The 16054-nt window shown below is 68.7% G+C and carries 16 protein-coding genes and 1 pseudogene; 8 read left to right on the forward strand and 9 right to left on the reverse strand.

Going from position 1 to position 16054, the window contains the following annotated elements; translation table 11 throughout:
- From C3489_RS39100 to C3489_RS36360, 7 genes are all read right to left on the reverse strand, one after another.
- Nucleotides 1–298: hypothetical protein (locus C3489_RS39100; protein WP_219822008.1), on the reverse strand; the 298-nt coding region annotated here is incomplete at its 3' end.
- A gap of 103 nt (nt 299–401) precedes the next feature.
- Entirely contained in the window at nt 402–800 is a 399-nt protein-coding gene (locus C3489_RS36335; protein WP_103786412.1) for a nuclear transport factor 2 family protein, read from the reverse strand.
- Between the two features lie 7 nt (nt 801–807).
- Nucleotides 808–984, reverse strand: a complete 177-nt coding sequence (locus C3489_RS36340) for a transposase family protein (RefSeq protein WP_258055103.1) — start codon at nt 982–984, stop codon at nt 808–810.
- A 324-nt stretch (nt 985–1308) separates the two neighbouring features.
- Nucleotides 1309–2007: a hypothetical protein gene (locus C3489_RS36345; RefSeq protein ID WP_374936804.1), complete on the reverse strand. Its 699-nt coding sequence runs from the start codon at nt 2005–2007 to the stop codon at nt 1309–1311.
- Between the two features lie 341 nt (nt 2008–2348).
- Complete coding sequence (locus tag C3489_RS36350) at nt 2349–2915, reverse strand: ester cyclase (RefSeq protein ID WP_219822009.1); 567 nt, start codon at nt 2913–2915, stop codon at nt 2349–2351.
- 42 nt (nt 2916–2957) lie between these two features.
- Nucleotides 2958–4442 (reverse strand): alpha/beta hydrolase, encoded by a 1485-nt coding sequence (locus C3489_RS36355; protein ID WP_258055104.1) that lies wholly within the window; start codon nt 4440–4442, stop codon nt 2958–2960.
- A gap of 177 nt (nt 4443–4619) precedes the next feature.
- Nucleotides 4620–5651 (reverse strand): medium chain dehydrogenase/reductase family protein, encoded by a 1032-nt coding sequence (locus C3489_RS36360; protein WP_103786423.1) that lies wholly within the window; start codon nt 5649–5651, stop codon nt 4620–4622.
- Between the two features lie 174 nt (nt 5652–5825).
- On the opposite strand from C3489_RS36360, the gene C3489_RS36365 reads away from it, so the two are divergent.
- The 4 genes from C3489_RS36365 (at nt 5826) to C3489_RS38910 (ending at nt 9295) form a co-directional block, all read left to right on the forward strand.
- On the forward strand, nt 5826–6491 hold the full coding sequence (locus C3489_RS36365; protein ID WP_103786413.1) for a TetR/AcrR family transcriptional regulator: 666 nt from the start codon (nt 5826–5828) through the stop codon (nt 6489–6491).
- A 194-nt stretch (nt 6492–6685) separates the two neighbouring features.
- Nucleotides 6686–7405, forward strand: a complete 720-nt coding sequence (locus tag C3489_RS36370) for an RNA polymerase sigma factor (RefSeq protein ID WP_103786424.1) — start codon at nt 6686–6688, stop codon at nt 7403–7405.
- On the forward strand, nt 7402–8502 hold the full coding sequence (locus C3489_RS36375; RefSeq protein WP_103786414.1) for a CU044_5270 family protein: 1101 nt from the start codon (nt 7402–7404) through the stop codon (nt 8500–8502). Before C3489_RS36370 ends, C3489_RS36375 begins: the two co-directional genes overlap by 4 nt.
- Nucleotides 8503–8911: 409 nt before the next feature.
- Nucleotides 8912–9295 carry a hypothetical protein gene (locus C3489_RS38910; protein WP_103786415.1) on the forward strand — a complete coding sequence of 128 codons (384 nt, stop codon included), beginning with the start codon at nt 8912–8914 and terminating at the stop codon, nt 9293–9295.
- Nucleotides 9296–9506: 211 nt separating this feature from the next.
- Here C3489_RS38910 and C3489_RS36385 read toward each other — a convergent pair whose 3' ends face one another.
- Together C3489_RS36385 and C3489_RS36390 are read right to left on the reverse strand one after the other, a co-directional pair.
- On the reverse strand, nt 9507–9866 hold the full coding sequence (locus tag C3489_RS36385; RefSeq protein WP_103786416.1) for a hypothetical protein: 360 nt from the start codon (nt 9864–9866) through the stop codon (nt 9507–9509).
- Nucleotides 9867–10347: 481 nt separating this feature from the next.
- The gene (locus tag C3489_RS36390) at nt 10348–10740 is read right to left on the reverse strand and encodes a tautomerase family protein (RefSeq protein WP_103786417.1); all 393 of its coding nucleotides are present in this window, start codon (nt 10738–10740) and stop codon (nt 10348–10350) included.
- Nucleotides 10741–10946: 206 nt separating this feature from the next.
- Between C3489_RS36390 and C3489_RS38915 the strand changes: the two are divergent.
- From C3489_RS38915 to C3489_RS36410, 4 genes and pseudogenes are all read left to right on the forward strand, one after another.
- Nucleotides 10947–11325: pseudogene (locus tag C3489_RS38915) on the forward strand (Ku protein); the annotation flags it as partial.
- A 1149-nt stretch (nt 11326–12474) separates the two neighbouring features.
- Nucleotides 12475–12948: a hypothetical protein gene (locus C3489_RS36400; protein ID WP_103786418.1), complete on the forward strand. Its 474-nt coding sequence runs from the start codon at nt 12475–12477 to the stop codon at nt 12946–12948.
- Between the two features lie 156 nt (nt 12949–13104).
- Complete coding sequence (locus C3489_RS36405) at nt 13105–14268, forward strand: ParA family protein (RefSeq protein WP_103786419.1); 1164 nt, start codon at nt 13105–13107, stop codon at nt 14266–14268.
- Nucleotides 14265–15296: a ParB/RepB/Spo0J family partition protein gene (locus C3489_RS36410; protein WP_103786420.1), complete on the forward strand. Its 1032-nt coding sequence runs from the start codon at nt 14265–14267 to the stop codon at nt 15294–15296. The genes C3489_RS36405 and C3489_RS36410 overlap by 4 nt, the downstream gene beginning before the upstream one ends.
- Nucleotides 15297–16054 lie beyond the last annotated feature (758 nt).

Below are 16054 nucleotides of genomic sequence, written 5' to 3' on the forward strand. Positions count from 1 at the left end.
CATTGGACCGCTCATCGATTGACGCTACGCCAGACACGCCACCTGACGGAGAGACCTGCATCAAATGATGCACTGCGCAGAACCTGGTATCCGGCCCGGCCCCCGCCCGGATACCGGCACAGCTCTTACGCACCGGCGGGTCACCGAAACCGCAGCCGGATGTCACCGTGCCGATTCCACGAAGCCCCATCAGTGCCCGCGTTCCCCCCTCGCCCTGAACTGTCAGGGCCGCGGCGAGGTCCTCGTGGATCAGGGGCAGTTCGGCCTCACCGGCCGGCGGCATGTCCTCGTTGCTCACCGGTGCACCGTAGAGCCCACCGGGCTCCGGGTGGTATCCGACCGGCTCACAGGCCCAGGTGCACAAAACGGAGTCATGCCACTTCGCCGAAGCCCTGGCGCCTTCACTGGGTCACGGTGTCGGCATGACGATGGGCCACCCTCCACTCGCCTCCCTCGCGGCGGTACACCTGGGTGGCCCGCAACGTGTACGTGCGCGGCTGTCCGTCGACGGAGGCGGAGATGTGCTCGAGGCCAGCCGTATAGGCCATGTCGCCCAAAACGTCGTACGCCTGCAGTTCGAACGCGTACGACGTGCAATCGGAGAAGCTCTTCCCGAGGGCGGTAAAGAGCTTGTCGAGCTCCTGCTGGCCGTTGGCGTTGCGCCACGCCCCCAGGACGCTCACGGGCTCGTTGCGTGACCAGAGCGCCCGGCGGGGGTCCGCATTGCCGTTGTGCAGGGCAAGCTCCGCCTCGTACAGCGAGGTCTTGACCCAGGCCAGGAAATCGTCGCGGTCGGTCATACCTTCATCATGTACCGGCTCGACAGGACTTGGGTCGGCACCGCGCGGGATGGGCATCGGCGATCCACTCGCCGACCGCCAGCAGCGAGGTCGCGCCGTGCAGCACCGCGCAGGCCGCGAACGCGAGCAGGTACACCAAGGCGTGGCGTACCCCGCGCGGTTCACGGAGCGTCGAGAACTCCATGGTCTTGGGCGCCCGTGCCGGTCTCGTGCCTTTGCCGCACCTGCCTGAAACCCGGCGAATCGGATGATCCATCACTTTGCCGAGGCTCTGGGTGCCGGGGGTCGCAAGGGAGAGGTGGACCGCTGCGGAAGGGGTGGATCGGACCGGGCCCATGCCGCCTCGGGCAAGAGGCGTTCGCTCCGGCTTGCCGGCGCCATCCCATCAGCGCCATCAGCTTCCGTCGGCACCGCCGTTACGAGCGCAGGGCCGAGCACTTCCTTGTCTTCACCCGGCATTGCCGTAGCCATCGTCTGCTCTCGCCGACTTGCCGGATGACGTGATCGCTCACAGTCGTTCTGCCTGTTCGGCGGGGTTTGAGGCAAGGCCTGTTGTGGGGGTGGAGCGGCGGGCGAGGTCGGGCAGGACGGTGGCCAGGCCGACTAGTGCCATGGCCGCGCCGAGCCAGAGCGGGGCGCGCAGGCCCCAGTTGTCGATCACGACGGCGCCGATGGAGGAGCCGAGGATGATGCCGAGAGTGATGAAGGAGGAGTGGACGGTGTTGAGCAGCGGGCCGCCGTTGCCGGTGCGCTGGACGCGGGTCGCCATGGCCGGCTTCAGGGTGACGCCGACCAGGCCGATGCCCATCATGCAGATGACGGCGGCTGCGGGCAGGTCGGCGAGCAGGGCGAAGCCGGTCAGGAACACGGTGTTGAGGACGAGGCCGATGGCGAGGACGGGGACGGTGCCGGTGGAGAAGCCGGCGAGGTCGGTGAGGATCGGGTTGAAGTAGCTGAAGGCGGAGAAGGTGGCGCCGATGATGAGCGTGCTAGTGGACAGCACCAGCCACAGCTTGGGCTTCTTGAAGACGCCGAACTCCTGGCGGAAGTCCCCGCCGCCTTCGGCGCACTCGATGCGGGCTACGCCGAACCAGGTGGTCACGGCGGCGATCACGGTGATGGCGGTGAGGGTCCAGAACGCCGCGCGCCAGCCGAACCGCTCGCCCACCAGGGTGGAGAGGGGCAGTCCGAGCAGGGTGCCGAGCATGAGGCCGTAGATCAGCCGGTCTCGTAAGGCCGCTACGCAACCCACGCCCTCAACGCGCCCCCATACCACCGCCACACACCCCATCACCCGCTGACACCCAAACACCGCCACCACACCACCCACTGACACATCTGGCCCGGGCGCTGCCGTCGTGGCAGGCCGGTCCCAGCGCTGCGGGCGGGGATGGCGGTGGTGAGACGGGGCGGGCGAGGCGTCATCGAAGCTGGGTTCTTCCGGGGTGCTCACGCGACTCCTCCTGTGGTTCAGCCTGGTGCGTCCTGGGCGCCGGGCGCCGCCTTCCTTGCCGTGGGGCCGGGAGGGCGGCGGGCTGCGACTGGTGCTTACAGTGCGTGGAGCTGGGTGAGGAACTGGAGGGTGTCCGAGTTGAGCCAGTACTCCACGAACTTGCCGTTCCGTATGCGCAGGGTGTCGGTGCCGGTGAAGGTGACGACGGTGCCGGGGTGGGCCTTGGCACCGGGGAAGCCGTCGGCGTAGGTGCCGGTGGCCGTCCAGCGCACGGAGGCGCGGTGTCCGGCTACGAGAGGGTCGATCTGTAGGGAGAAGCGCAGGTCGGGGAAGGCCGCGCGGGTCTGGGCGATCCATGCCACCAGACCGTCCGCGCCGCGGATACTGCTGCCGTCCCCTCCGTCGAGGAGGGCGGCGTGGACCGTGAAGTCCGGTGAGATGATGCCGGATGCCTGGGTAAGGTCGCCGTTCCAGAGGCGGAGCCAGGCGTCGAGCATCGCCTTGGGGCTCTTGGCGGGCGGCTGGTGGCTCTGTGATGTGGTCGTGTGTTCGGCTGTGGTGGCGGAGGAGGTGGGTGCGGCGGCCGTCGTGGCGCTGATGGCCAGGGCAGCCAGGGCCGCAGGGACGAGCAGACGCATCCGGTTGCGTGCGGTGGTGGTCATGGTGGTTCCTCGCATATCGGTCGGGCGGAAAAGGGGCGGGTGTCAGTCGGTACAGGTGGTGCCGGGTGCAGGCAGGGCGCGGGTGGTCAGGTAGCGGTTGGTGGCGTCGCGCACGCATTGGGAGAGCAGGAACATGCTGTAGTCGTCGCCTTCGCGGCTGAGGACGACACTGCCGGGCAGTTGGGCCGCCATGGCGAAGCCCGCGCTGTGCGGGGCGAGCGCCTGGTGGGTGGACTGCAGGACGAGCGCGGGCGGTGCGCCGTGGATGGGAGACCCGGCCGCGACGGGGTGGGCGGGGAGGGGCCAGCCGAGGCAGCCGGTGAGTGCGGTCCAGGAGCGCACGGCGCCGCCGAGATGCGGGGAGATCCGGATCAGGTCGTTGCGCAACCGGGTGAGCTGGTCGAACGTGGTGACCGGGCGCGCGGTGTCCAGGCAGGCGGGGACTCGTACCTGCACGGGGTCGAGGGTGTCGTCGGGCTCGTAGGTGAAGTCGCTCGCGTCGCCGGCCTGGGCCTTGACCACGGCCTGGGCGAGGGCGGGCCAGGTGACGCCGGAGAGGGTCAGGTAGTCCTGGGTGGCGGCGCGGATGTCTTCTCCGGTCAGTGCACGGCTGCCGCCGGCGGTGGGGATCGGGGTGCGGTCGGCGCGGGCGACGAGGGCGTCGTACTGGGCCGCTGCGTCCTTGCCGTGCAGGGCGCAGTCCGTGGACGCGGCGCACCAGGTGGTGAAGCGGTGGAACGCCTCTTCCGCTGTGGCTGCTTCCCGGCGGATCCGCTCGGTGGGTGTGGTGGTGTCGTCCAGCGCCGTGTCCAGGACCATGGAGCGCAGTCGGCCGGGGTAGAGGTGGGCGTAGGTGCGCCCGAGCAGGGTGCTGTAGTGGATGCCGTACCAGTTCAGCTGCTTCTCGCCGAGCCCGGTGCGTACGGCTTCGAAGTCCCGCGCGGTGCTGGTCAGGTCCGTGTGGGCGACCAGAGGGCCGTTCTCGCGCAGACAGTCGGCGGCGAAGGCGCGGTTGTGAGCCACAAGCGTGTCGAACTCCGCCTTGCTGTGCGGGAAGTGGGTGACGCCGGCCGGCTTGAGGGGCGTGGTGCAGCGGATCGGCGTGCTGTGGCCCACTCCGCGCGGGTCGACGGCGACCAGGTCGAAGTTACGGCTCATGGCGCCGGCGAACGAGGGGAAGCCGATGCGCATCGCCAGGCGAAGCTGTTCTATCGATGATCCGCCGGCTCCGTCGTTGAGCAGCAGGGTGCCCTGGCGGTGGGCCTGGTCGTCGGCGGGGCGGCGGACCAGGGCGAGGGTGAGGCTGCCGGCGCGCGGGTGGGCGTAGTCGACCGGGACCCGCAGCGTGCCGCACTGCATGCCCTTGAACTCCGCCTCCGAGCAGGCGGTCCAGCTGATCCGGCCCGCGGGGGATGCCATCTGGGGGTGTGCGGGAGCGGCGACCGCCGGCGTGGCGAGGGTGGCGGCGGCCACGAGGGCGGCGGTCAGGGTGTGCTGGACATACGTGCGCAGTCTGGGCCTGGGCATGGCGGGGTTCTCCTGAGGGCGTTCGCGCCGTGACGCGGCGCGGAGGGACGCGGGGCGGTGACGCGGTGACGCGGTGACGCGGTGACGCGGTGACGCGGTGACGCGGTGACGCGGTGACGCGGTGAGGGAACGGTCGGCCACCGGGGCGGGTGTCTGTGCCGGTTTCTGCGTGCCGCGTCAGGCGTGCAGGACGATCTTTCCGGCGACGGTGCCGGACTCGGCCAGCCGCATTGCCTCGGCGGCGCGGGTCAGGGGCAGTTCGGCGGCGATCTGGGCAGTGATCTCACCGCGCTTCAGCGCAGCGAACACCTCGGTGAGGTCGGCGTGCAGCCGGGCCCGGAAGCGGCCGCGGCTCAGGGCCCGGCCGGCCCAGACGTTGAAGAAGTACGCGTTGCGGCCATTGGGCAGTGCGTTCCACAGCCAGATGCGGCCGAGCAGCTTGAGGACAGGCCACTGCTTGGAGCCCTCGTCGTCGCGGGTGGAGGCGCTGCCGTAGGAGACGAGCGTGCCACCGGGCGCGAGAAGGCGCCAGGAGTCGATGACGCTGCGGCCGCCGACGTGGTCGAAGACGGCGTCCACTCCGCCCGGCGCCAGCTCGCGGACGCGGGCCGGGATGTTCTCGGTGCGGTAGTCGATCGGGATCACCCCCCGTTCCCGCAGGGCCGCATGGTGGCGGGCTGAAGCGGTGCCGATCACCTTCGCGCCCACGGCCTGGGCGAGTTGGACCAGCACCGAGCCGACTCCCCCGTTTGCGCCGTGCACCAGGACGGTGTGCCCGGCGTGGACGCGGGCCTTGCGGTGCAGCATCTGCCACGCCGTGATGCCGTTGACCACCACGGTCTCCGCCTGGGCCGCGCCGACCCCGTCCGGGACCGGCACCGCGTCGGCGGCGTCGACGACCACGTGGCTGGCCCAGCCGCCGACTTTGAGTAGCGCGGCCACCCGGGTGCCCACCAGGCCGGGAGCGACGCCGTCGCCCGTCGCCGTGACGGTGCCGACCAGGTCGTAACCGGGGACGAACGGGAAGGGCGGCTGGTCGTAGTAGCGGCCGCGGCGCATTTGCTGCTCGGCGAAGGACACGCCGGTCGCCTCCATTCGGACGACGACCTGGCCCGGGCCTGCGGTCGGGACGTGCCCCTGGCGTATCTGCAGTCCCTCCGGCTCGACCTTGCCCGGCAGCACGACCTCGACCATCTCTGCAGCGTTCATGACGACCTCCATCGACCCGACCAGCACAGTTAGTGGCTGGCGCTTTCGTTAGAAGTTATAACTGGTCGGCGGAGTGACAGTCAAGAGCGTTCGTAATAGGGTCTAACTCAGGGCGTGCGCCGAGCGGCCCGGACCCCCGGGAGCCGGTGATCACACGCGAGAAGGGATGAGCACATGACCGTCGCGGGCAAGGAGACACCGCGCGACCGCTACCGCGCCCAGCTACGGGCCGAGATCAAGGAGCGCGCCTGGGAGCAGATCGCCGCCGCCGGGGCGCCGGGGCTCTCCCTGAACGCCATCGCCAAGCAGATGGGCATGAGCGGCCCCGCCCTCTACCGGTACTTCGCCAGCCGGGACGTGCTGATCACCGAACTGATCCGGGACGCCTACCGCAGCCTTGCCGACACCATCCGCACCGCTGCCGCCTCGGGCGCGGACCTGGCGGGACTGGGACGCGCACTGCGCGCCTGGGCACTGGACGACCCGCAGCGCTACTTCCTCATCTACGGCACACCGGTCCCCGGCTACCACGCACCCGACGACATCACCGCGATCGCATCCGAGATCATGGACGCCCTCCTTGAGGCCGCCCAGCCGACCGGCAAGGCCATCGTCACCGTGGACGAGGGCCACCCCGACACCCGCCTGGAAGCCCACCTCGCCCAGCACCGGAAATGGGCGGCAGACCACCCCGCACCCCCGGCCGCCCTGCGCCGCGCCCTGCTCTTCTGGACCCGCCTGCACGGCATCCTCTCCCTGGAACTGGCAGGCCACTTCACCGGCATGGGCTTCGACCCGGCGGAGCTGTACGACAACGAACTGCGCCACCTGAGCCAGTAGGCGCCCCCTGCAGGCGCAAAGGCCGCGGCGAACGTGGGAGCGGCTGCCTCCTGACTGCCGAGTCTCGTGCGTGCGATGCGCCGGTCGTGGTCCCGGCCCGGGCATCACCTGCGGCACGGACCGTTTCTTGGACGTGATGCACGTCACGGGAAGCGGGGCCGAGGATCCGACAGATCCCAGAGGTGAGCATTGACATGCGTGCCCGGCTACGGGCGGGTGAACCAGCCGCGTTCGCCGAGTTGTTCGACAGTTACGCCCGCGGCGTGTACAACCACGCTTTCCGCCTGACCGCAGACTGGTCGACGGCCGAGGACGTCATGGCCGCCACCTTCATGGAGGCGTGGCGGCTTCGCCACAGGATCGCCCCCGAGGGCGGCTCGCTGCGGCCCTGGTTGCTCGGCATCGCCATCAACACCGCGCGCAACCAATACCGCAGCAACCGGCGCTACCGGCGAGTGGCCCTCGCGACCGCGGCCGCCGAACTGAACGTGCCCGACCACGCGGACGAGGTCAGCGGGCAGATCGACGACCAGCGCAGGCTTGCCGTGGCGCTCCGGGCACTCGCCACCCTGCGCAGACCCGAACGCGAAGTCATCGCACTCTGCCTGGGAGAAGGACTCGACTACGAGGCCGCGGCGACGGCGCTCGGTATTCCCGTCGGCACGGTCGCCTCCCGGCTCTCCCGGGCCCGCAAGAAGCTGCGCTCGCTGACGGACGACGCACTGGCACACCCCTCCTCTCCGGCAGAGGACGCCGTAGACACCGCAGTGAGCGTTGTTTCCCACCCGGCGCGTACCGGGCCGGCAGGAGGAGCCGAGAAAGTCCGTGAAAAACGGGAAGCCACGGCGGCACGCAGACAGACAACGGGTGATCACATCCACACCGTCCGGCCCGCACAGGAAGGAAACCGATGAGCGCGAACACGTCCCGGCCCGGCCCGGGTGAGTGGGAGGAAGCAGCCCGCCTGCTGTCCACAACCGCGCGTGACCTGCCGACGGGCCGTCATGAAAGGCACCGGGAGCTTTTGATGACCCGTATCGAGCAGGCACAACACACCCAGGCGGCACCCACCGGCGAGGCGCGAGCACGTCGGGCCCGGCTGCCCCGGCCCGCGATCACTCTGCCCGCCCTCGCCGCCGCGGTCGCCGCAGCCGTCATAGCCGGAACTGCGATGTCCGGCGGAGACGGGAAGGGACCCGTCCGGCTCGCCACCGGGCCGGCCCTGACCACGCACGTCGGCGCCGCCAGCCCCAACGGGGTGACGCGGTTGCTCGACCAGGCCTCCCTGGTCGCGGCACAGGACGATGACGATCACCCGGCCCTCGGAGCCGGCCAGTACGTGTACATCGAGTCCAAGACGGCCGACACCTTCGTGAGGACCGTCGACGGCAAGAGCAGCCTCGCCAGCCACGCGCTGCACAAGCGCCAGGTGTGGTACTCGCCCGACGGAACCAAGGGATGGCTGATCGACCCCGCCGTCAACGACAGTCCCGAAGGGGAAACACTCAGCCTCCCCGACGAGCAGGGCAACACCCCCGACGCCGGCCTCAACCACCCGTCCTACAACTACCTGGCCCAGCTGCCCACGGACCCCAACACGCTCCTCGCCGAGATCTACAAGGAGACCAAGGGACACGGCAACTCACCGGCCCAGGAAGCCTTCACCACGATCGGCGACCTCCTCGGCGAGAGCTACCCGCCCCCCGCCCTGACCAAGGCGCTGTTCAAGGCCGCCGCGAAGATCCCCGGCGTCGTCACCGTCAACGACGCCGCCGACGCCGTCGGCCGGCACGGCGTAGCGGTCGCCCGGCTGGACGAGAAAAACGGCCAGCGAGAAGAGTGGATCTTCGACAGGAACACGCACGTCTTCCTCGGCCAGCGCTCCGTCCAAGTGGGCAAGGCGGGCGGTCCGGAGAAACTGATCAAGCCCGGAACCGTGCTGTTCACCAGCGCCGTCCTGCAGCGTGCCGTAGTCGACGGCATAAAGCAGGCACCCGCCCAGCAGGGCTGACACCCCTCCGCAAGACCCTGCCACCGCCCGCTCCCCCACGTCCCAACCAGTGAGCGGGGCGTCGGTGTCGTCGGCGGTTCCCGTGGGCAACCAGCCGCGTCAGAAAGGCATCTGACCCGGTATGGCGACGACACCTCACCACTTATCCAGCTGGAGCAAGCCGGCTCGCGCGCTCGTTCTCGTCTTCGGTGCGTGCGTGGTGGCAGCCGGGTGCAGCCCTCAAAGCGGTTCCCCACGGCCCACAGAGAGGGCAGATCAGCCCTCCGCCTCCGCACCGGCATACCAGCGGGCCTACGAGGCAGGCTTCGCCACCGGCAAGCGGCTCTTTGAAGATGGTGGTAAGGGCGCCGCCGTTCGCGAAGTGAACGGCGGGTGCCTGCGACGTTCCCTTACTGCCAAGCCCACCGCAGTGGTGGACCTTGACCGGGGAGCATGGATCCTCGGCTGCAAGCAGGGCACCTCCAACGGCGGTCCCCACCCGCCCATTGGTCCCGTCACACGGCGGGAACCGGACCTCGACCTGCTCCGCCGCTTCGGGAGCTGGGCGCCGAGGAACCAAGCCGCCGACTCGGCCCGCCACCTCACCAAGGTCACGCTGGTCCACCTGGATCCGACCAACTACGACGTCGAGCTCGCCACCACCTACACCGCAGCCGGCGACGCTGAGATTCGCCGCCTGGCAGATGACTTCCATCGCTGGTGGGACGGCGACGACGGTGACGCAACAGCGTGGAACATGATCGTCACCGACGCTGCCGGGCACCGCCTGACGACCACCAGCCTGAACTCTTGAATGGAAGTACCGGAACCACACCTCGTCCGCGACCTGCTCCGCCAGCGGCACGGCCGGCGTAGTCAGCGTTGACTGGCAGCGCCGCATGAAGGGCTAGCTCTGCCGGCCGTACCAGCCACATCCTCTAGCTCAGCCCAACTCGGCGGCCGCCATAGCGGCCCGGTACCACTTCCCCCGGTCAGTACCGGGCCGTCGGTGTCTGCTGCACGTACTAGGAGACGGACAGCTTCACAGCCGCACCGAACTCGTAGTCAAACTCGTACGAGAACTGCTTACGAACGCCGTACCCGCAGGCCGTGCGCTCCGCGGTGCGCCCTTGCCGTGTCTTGATGGTGACGCGGGCGCATCGGTTGTCGGGGGCGGTGTCCTCGACCCAGCCGTAGATCTTCAGATCGCGCCCTTCCTCGCCGACACAGGCCATGGTCCAGCTCGCCTCGCCGCCGGTCGTCTTGGGCGAGGAGGAGGAGGGGCATGTGGCGGCACTCGCGGGTGCGCCGGAGGCGAACAACATCCCGGCGGCGAGAATGGTTGCCGCGATGGCGGAGGTAAGGGTCTTCCTGACTGCGGGCATGGCGGACTGGCCTGCCTTCCTCTCGGTGCCTGAAGCACACAATGTATGAAAGAAATTAGATGGCGTGCACTGCTATGCCCCTAATGTGTGTATTCTTCCAACTTGGGGTATTGCCGAGATGAGTTCGGCTCTGGGGATCCAATCGAGCCGTGGTTGGCGCTGAGGTTCATCGTGGTACGGCTGCAGCAGTCTGAAGGGCGTTGACGCACGCTCCCGTACCGGTCATGCCGAGGATGAGCTCGGCGCGGCCGGCAGGAGTGCCGAATCGGCGGGCCCACCCTGCCGCCTTCCATTACTTGATGATGACGTTGAACCTGAACCGGTGCCGTCGTCCTCGAACTGCAGCGTCCCTGGAGTATTGGGGACCCCCAGTACTTCCGTCGCCTTGATGTGCTCGTCGGGCCCGCTTCCGGCAGTTCGTCGTCGCCACGCTAGTCGAACCGCGGCTGAGGATGTCGAGGGACTGCCGCCCCGGTGGCCGTCACACCGCGGGAGTGACGTACTGCGCCTCGCCGTGGCCGAAGGACCAGTCCGGGGATGTGTTCTCGTACAGGGTGATCACCACGTTGCGCGGCTCGACGCCGGCGAGGGCCCCGGCCAGTTCGGTGATGCGGCGGTAGAGGTTCTGTTTCTGCTCGGTCGTGCGGCCGGCGCGCAGGGTGACGGCGATGAGGGCGATGTCGTCGTCGTGGGGGATGCCGAGGTGGGCGCCGTGCCGCAGGGTACTGGACTTGCCGTCGTGCGCGGTCAGGATCTGGAAGCGGTCCTCGGGCGGGATGCCCAGGGTGTCCATCAGCGCCTGGTGCACCGCGTCACCGAGGGTGTGCAGGCGGGCGGTGTCCGGGCCCAGGGTGTCGATGCGGACCAGTGGCATGGAAGCTCCGGGAGTCGGATGGGCGGCGATCGCGTGCGTACATACTAGTAGGTACAGCAGGCGGGTCGAGTGAAGTCACAGAGGACGCTGGATGCATGGTCCAGGTGATCGTGTATCCACCAGACGAGCCCTGGAGGGCGCACGGTGTGGTGCGCTGACGGCATTCGTAGGCTGGGGGTGCTCGGGGCGAGTACGGAGGACACAGCATGCCCCGCACGATTTGGTCCGGCGCCATCTCGTTTGGCCTGGTCACGAATACCTGTCAACGTGGTCAGCGCGACCGAGGACCACTCGATTCGCTTCCACCAGTAGCACCTGCAGGACATGGGCCGGGTCCGCACCCGGAAGTTCTGCGAGCTGGAGGACCGCGAGGTCTCGAACGCGGAGATCGGCAAGGGGTATGAGGTGGTGCGGGAGCCCAAGGGGCACCCGGCGCAGATCGTGCCCGTCTCCGATGAGGACCTGAGCAACCTGCCGCTGCAGACGGCCAAGGCGATCGAGATCGAGGCGTTCGTCCGGGCCGAGGACATCGACCCGATCCGCATCGGTGAGGGCGCGCAGGAGGGCGCGGAGCTGAAGGTCGCTACCGTCGACACCCGCTGGACCGTCGACCGCGCCGAACGCTACCTCCGCTCGCTTCCCGCCGGCGCCCGCCGGTTCGCCGAGATGGTCGTGGTCGACGGCAACGGCTACATCGAGGCCGAGCAACTGCGCCAGGTGCTGGGCAGGCTCAGCGGACCACCGTCGCGCTGTCCCGCGCGATGCCGCTCGGCGTGCGCGAGGGCTGGTGGCAGGAGGGCACCAGCGCGCCCATCAGCCCGGTGTGGGACCCGGATAACCCCAGCTGGCACAAGAACATCGCCTACCAGATGGCCAAGGAGAACGTGCCCGTCTTCCGGGAAGCCCTCGCCCGTATGGCCACCACGCAGGGAGCCGGGCGGGAAGCCGCAACCGCGAGCGCCGGTGGGGACGGCGACGCCCCCAGCGCGCTGGGCCCCGCGCCGGGCTGGGATTCAACCGATGAGGCGCCGCGCGCTGCTCACCGACGACGAGGACCAGTGACGGCCGGGGGGTGCGGGGCTACCCCCACGCTCCAGGAGAGCCGGTACACGGCTCGTCCAACCGGCGGGCCGTACTGGCTTGATGGAAGTCACCCCGTGTTCCCCGCCCGGTCCGCTCCGCCTCCAGGAGCGGCCGTTTCGGCGGATCACATTTGTCGCCACGAGCAAGGAACAGCGGAGCATCGGCTGAGCGATGCTTGGCTCGCGCTGTGACGTAGTGGGAGAGCGAGGGCTCAAACAGGCCGAAGGCGCTGTCGGCCTCCGTGAGGACGGTCGCGGAGATCCGGGCGTTGTGCTGGCCGGCGACAGCGACGCGCCCGGTACGCCGCTCAACTCGCCAACCTCACCACCAACTGATGAACACGGATCGGCGGGGCGATTCCGTGATGGCCGTCTCTCTGGCGTGCCTCTTCATCGGGCTCGTAATGTGGGTCCGCCCGGTTAGGGGAGCCGTCTCGACGCTGGCAGGTAACTCATGGGAAAAGCAGGCACGTTGCTAGCATCGGGCGCCGCCATCGCAGCGCTGCTCACTCTCTCGGGATGTTCGCAGGACGAGCCGGCCGCCCAGGCCTCCCCGTCCGGGCTTGTTCAGTACACGGCCGCTACTGGGTCGGCCACTTCGACGCCGAGCCCAACAACAGCCGCGTCCGCGGAGTGTGTGAAAACCGCCGGTATGAATGCCGAGCAGCTGACCCAGTACCTGAAGAATCTGCGCAGCGGCAGTGGCGCGTACCAGTCCAAGGCGCTGACCCTGGACTCCTCCGGCCTGAACTTCGCCCCCGAGGCGATCCAGCGGCCATGTGAGGCGGTCACGGTGAAGCTCGCCCGCTACTGGGTCGACATCAAGAAGACGAGGGATGCGACTCAGTTCGGGCCGGCCAGCTACGAGTTCCGGTACACGCCGATCGGCGTCTCTTCCCACAAGGCCGGCCCGAAGGACGGCAGGGTCCCCGACACCGCGCCGCCGGCGGGTAGCGTCTGCCGGGGCACGGTTTCGGTGGTCTACGTCGGCGATGACATTCCGTCGCAAGCTCTGCCGTACAGCCTGGAGCTGATCGATACGACCGCCCCGTATCCCATCAAGGTGGATGGAGACGGGGTGCTGTCCGCGATCTATGTCGCACCCGGCAGCGTGGAGTCCTGCTGACGGCTGCGTCCGTGAGATAGGGGAAACGCCGGCTCGGCCGTTATCGCTTCGTGACTTATCACGCCGTGATAATCGGCGGTCCTATGCGGGTGAAAGGGCATCAAGTGCCGCATGTCGGATACCACTAGAGCCGCCGGGAGTCAGTAAGGTGACGTCATGGCCTCTCCATACCCTGACGGAGACCGGGAAAAGGTAGCGTCCAAGCTGCCCTCGGCGCTCCAGCAAGCACTCAAGGTCCGCGCCGCGGAACTCAGCCTGGACATCCAGGACGCCGTCGAAGCGGCCATTACCCACTGGCGAGCCAGCGACCGCCCGAGCGGAGAAGTAGAGACAGCCGGGGCGAAGTCCTTCTCCACCTGGCTACCGACAGGTCTGTACGAGGACTTCAAGAGCACGTGCACCGCGCGGGGTGTCTCCTACACCCAGGGCCTCGCCCAGTCGATCCGGGACTGGCTGGACGACAACCCCTCCCCGCGGGCCGGGATCCAAGCCTCCGATCCCGAGCGCAAGATCGTCTGCAACCAGAAGGGCGGGGTCGGCAAGACCGCCGTCGCTGCCGGCATCGCTCAGGCGTACGCCGAAGAAGGCAAGCGTGTCCTTCTGGTCGACTACGACCCCCAGGGGCACCTCAGCGAGCAACTCGGCGTACCGCAGATCGAACCCGACCACGACAGCCTCGTCTCCCACATGTGCGGCGAAGGACAGGGCGATCTGCGCGATCTGGTCGTGGTGATAGACGATCAGCGGTTCGAGAAGCGGCTGCACATGCTGCCCGCCTGCTTCGACGGCTTCCTCCTCGACTCCCGCATCGCGGTCCTGTCCGCGAACAAGCGGGGCTTCCAGAAGGAAGTCGCCCTTGAGATGGCGCTCCGCCCGATCGAGAGCGACTACGACGTCATCGTGGTCGACTGCCCGCCCAGCCTCGGCATCGCCATGGACGCCGCCCTGTACTACGGGCGCCGGCGGCGCGACGAGAGGTCCGGCCGGTCCGGCGTCGTCATCCCGGTTCTCGCCGAGGACTCCTCCGCCACCGCCTACGGCATGCTCGCCCAGCAGATCGAGGACCTCTGCGAGGACCTCTCCCTCGACGTCGAATACCTCGGTCTGGTCGTGAACCTCTACGACTCCCGCCGCGGCTACGTCGCCACCTCCTCACTGGAGAACTGGAAGAGCCTGGGCGATCCGAAGGTGCTGGCCGTCATCGGCGACCTGAAGGAGCAGCGGGAAGCCGTCCGCACCCGCAAGCCCCTTCTGTCGTACGCCCCGAACAGCGACCAGGCCGAGGCCATGAGGCAGGTAGCGAGGGGAGCGACCCGTTGAGCAAGGCCGACACCCTTGGAACGGCACCGGCGTTCGGTGCAGCCCGCGGCGCCCGCAGCTCCCGGCGCAACGCCATTGAGCGGACCATAGGAGGGGATGACGTAGCGACGGCGGCGCTCACGGAACTGCCGGTCACGCTCATCAGCGAGAACCCCGACAACCCGCGCAACCACCTGCGCAACCTGGACGAGACCGTGGAGTCCGTCCGCGAGGTCGGCATCATCCTGCCCATCGTGGTGGCCACCGTGGAGGCCTACCTTCGCGACCGGCCCGGCCGGGCGGAAGACCTCGATGACGGAGCCCAGTACGTCGTGGTGGACGGGCACCGCCGCCTGGAGGCGTCCCGCCGCGTGGGGCTGGCCACCATCCCCGTCCGCGTCGACAATGCCCGCGTCGCCACCGACGAAGCCCTCCTGGAAGCCGCCTTCGTCGCGAACTACCACCGCGACGACATGACCGACCTTGAGGAAGCGCACGCCCTCAAGCAGCTGGTCGACTACTACGGCTCTCAGACCAAGGCGGCCAAGCGGCTCGGGCTCTCGCAGTCCACGCTCGCCAGCAAGCTCTCCCTGCTCAAGCTCTCTCCCGAACTCCAGAAGGACCTGATGACGGGGGAGCGGAAGGTGGAGCACGTCCGCAACCTCGGCAAACTGCCGCCGGAGGCGCAGAAGGCGAAGGCCGACGAGCGCGCCAAGGCCGCGCGGCAGAAGGCGGAGACCCGGCGCCAGCCAGAGGGGGAGCGGCCCTCCGAGCCGGCGAATTATCACGGCGTGATAAGTCACGGAAAGGTAACGGAGGAGTCTTCCGGGGCTCCCGCCGACGACAGCAGCCAGGAGACGCAGGCCGAGCTCATCCCCGAGCAGCGCGAGATCTCCGCCGGCGGAGCCCCGGCGGTGAAGAAGTTCCCCTACCACGACGGCGTCGAGGCGGCGAACCTGCTCCTGTTCAAGATGCCGCCGGAAGAACGCGACAAGGTGTGCGACATGCTTCTGCGCGACCGGGCAAGGCGGGCGGCGACCCCCAACTGATCTGAACCGCGGACGCGACGAAGACTCCGGACAACGCAAGATGGCCGGTGCCCCCACAAGGGGCACCGGCCATTCGCATGGGGCGGCACAGGGGCGGGCAGCCTGCCCCCCTGCCCGATTCAGCGCAAGAACCGCGTCACTGCGAGAGCGATGGGCAGCGTCACGAGGCTCTTGCCTTCGGGGAGTGCAGCAACCGAGATGACCCCGAAGACGAAGAGGATGGCGAGCTGCATGACTCGGTCTCTGCTCATACGGGCTGTCCTTTCAGCAGCCGTGCCGCTCACCGTCGCGGTGAGCGGTACAGGTTCATGTGTCAGCCGGTGCTGTCAGCGCCGCCACCAGGACCTGTGGTACCAGGACCGGTGTCGCCCATGAGCCCTGCCCGGCCACCAGTTGGTCCGGCGCTTGTGGCGGGCGTGGTACTTGACGTGGGCTCTGAAGGAGAACGCTGAGGTTATGTAGCCCCACTTGTAATTGGATGCCCAGCCACGCCTGGTGCACCGCCGGGTGCACATGTTGTGGCTGATGGCGTAGTCACCGACGGATGCGGTGGCGCCGATCGCTCCAGCGGCGAGGAGACAGCCAAGACCGCCTGTGCCGGCACAGGCCGCGGTGATCGCCACGCCGGCGCCGATGTAAAGGCCGACATGGGCGGCCTTGCGTCCGAAGCTCGCTCCGCGGCATCCACCGTGTCGGTTATGGCCGAAGAGGCACCAGCGTCCGTCGAGGTCGTACTGGTTGATGGGGTCTGCAGTGAC

Origin of the sequence: Streptomyces sp. Ru71 (assembly GCF_002920535.1) — a bacterium.
Taxonomy (GTDB): domain Bacteria; phylum Actinomycetota; class Actinomycetes; order Streptomycetales; family Streptomycetaceae; genus Streptomyces.

Excerpts from the sequence above, each read along its gene's own strand:
- C3489_RS36400 (WP_103786418.1), top strand. The coding sequence starts at position 12,475 with ATGAATGCCGAGCAGCTGACCCAGTACCTGAAGAATCTGCGCAGCGGC.
- C3489_RS36335 (WP_103786412.1), bottom strand. The coding sequence starts at position 800 with ATGACCGACCGCGACGATTTCCTGGCCTGGGTCAAGACCTCGCTGTAC.
- C3489_RS36370 (WP_103786424.1), top strand. The coding sequence starts at position 6,686 with ATGCGTGCCCGGCTACGGGCGGGTGAACCAGCCGCGTTCGCCGAGTTG.
- C3489_RS36375 (WP_103786414.1), top strand. The coding sequence starts at position 7,402 with ATGAGCGCGAACACGTCCCGGCCCGGCCCGGGTGAGTGGGAGGAAGCA.
- C3489_RS36385 (WP_103786416.1), bottom strand. The coding sequence starts at position 9,866 with ATGCCCGCAGTCAGGAAGACCCTTACCTCCGCCATCGCGGCAACCATT.
- C3489_RS36360 (WP_103786423.1), bottom strand. The coding sequence starts at position 5,651 with ATGAACGCTGCAGAGATGGTCGAGGTCGTGCTGCCGGGCAAGGTCGAG.
- C3489_RS36340 (WP_258055103.1), bottom strand. The coding sequence starts at position 984 with ATGGAGTTCTCGACGCTCCGTGAACCGCGCGGGGTACGCCACGCCTTG.
- C3489_RS36390 (WP_103786417.1), bottom strand. The coding sequence starts at position 10,740 with ATGCCACTGGTCCGCATCGACACCCTGGGCCCGGACACCGCCCGCCTG.
- C3489_RS36350 (WP_219822009.1), bottom strand. The coding sequence starts at position 2,915 with ATGACCACCACCGCACGCAACCGGATGCGTCTGCTCGTCCCTGCGGCC.
- C3489_RS36365 (WP_103786413.1), top strand. The coding sequence starts at position 5,826 with ATGACCGTCGCGGGCAAGGAGACACCGCGCGACCGCTACCGCGCCCAG.
- C3489_RS36405 (WP_103786419.1), top strand. The coding sequence starts at position 13,105 with ATGGCCTCTCCATACCCTGACGGAGACCGGGAAAAGGTAGCGTCCAAG.
- C3489_RS36345 (WP_374936804.1), bottom strand. The coding sequence starts at position 2,007 with ATGCTCGGCACCCTGCTCGGACTGCCCCTCTCCACCCTGGTGGGCGAG.
- C3489_RS36355 (WP_258055104.1), bottom strand. The coding sequence starts at position 4,442 with ATGCCCAGGCCCAGACTGCGCACGTATGTCCAGCACACCCTGACCGCC.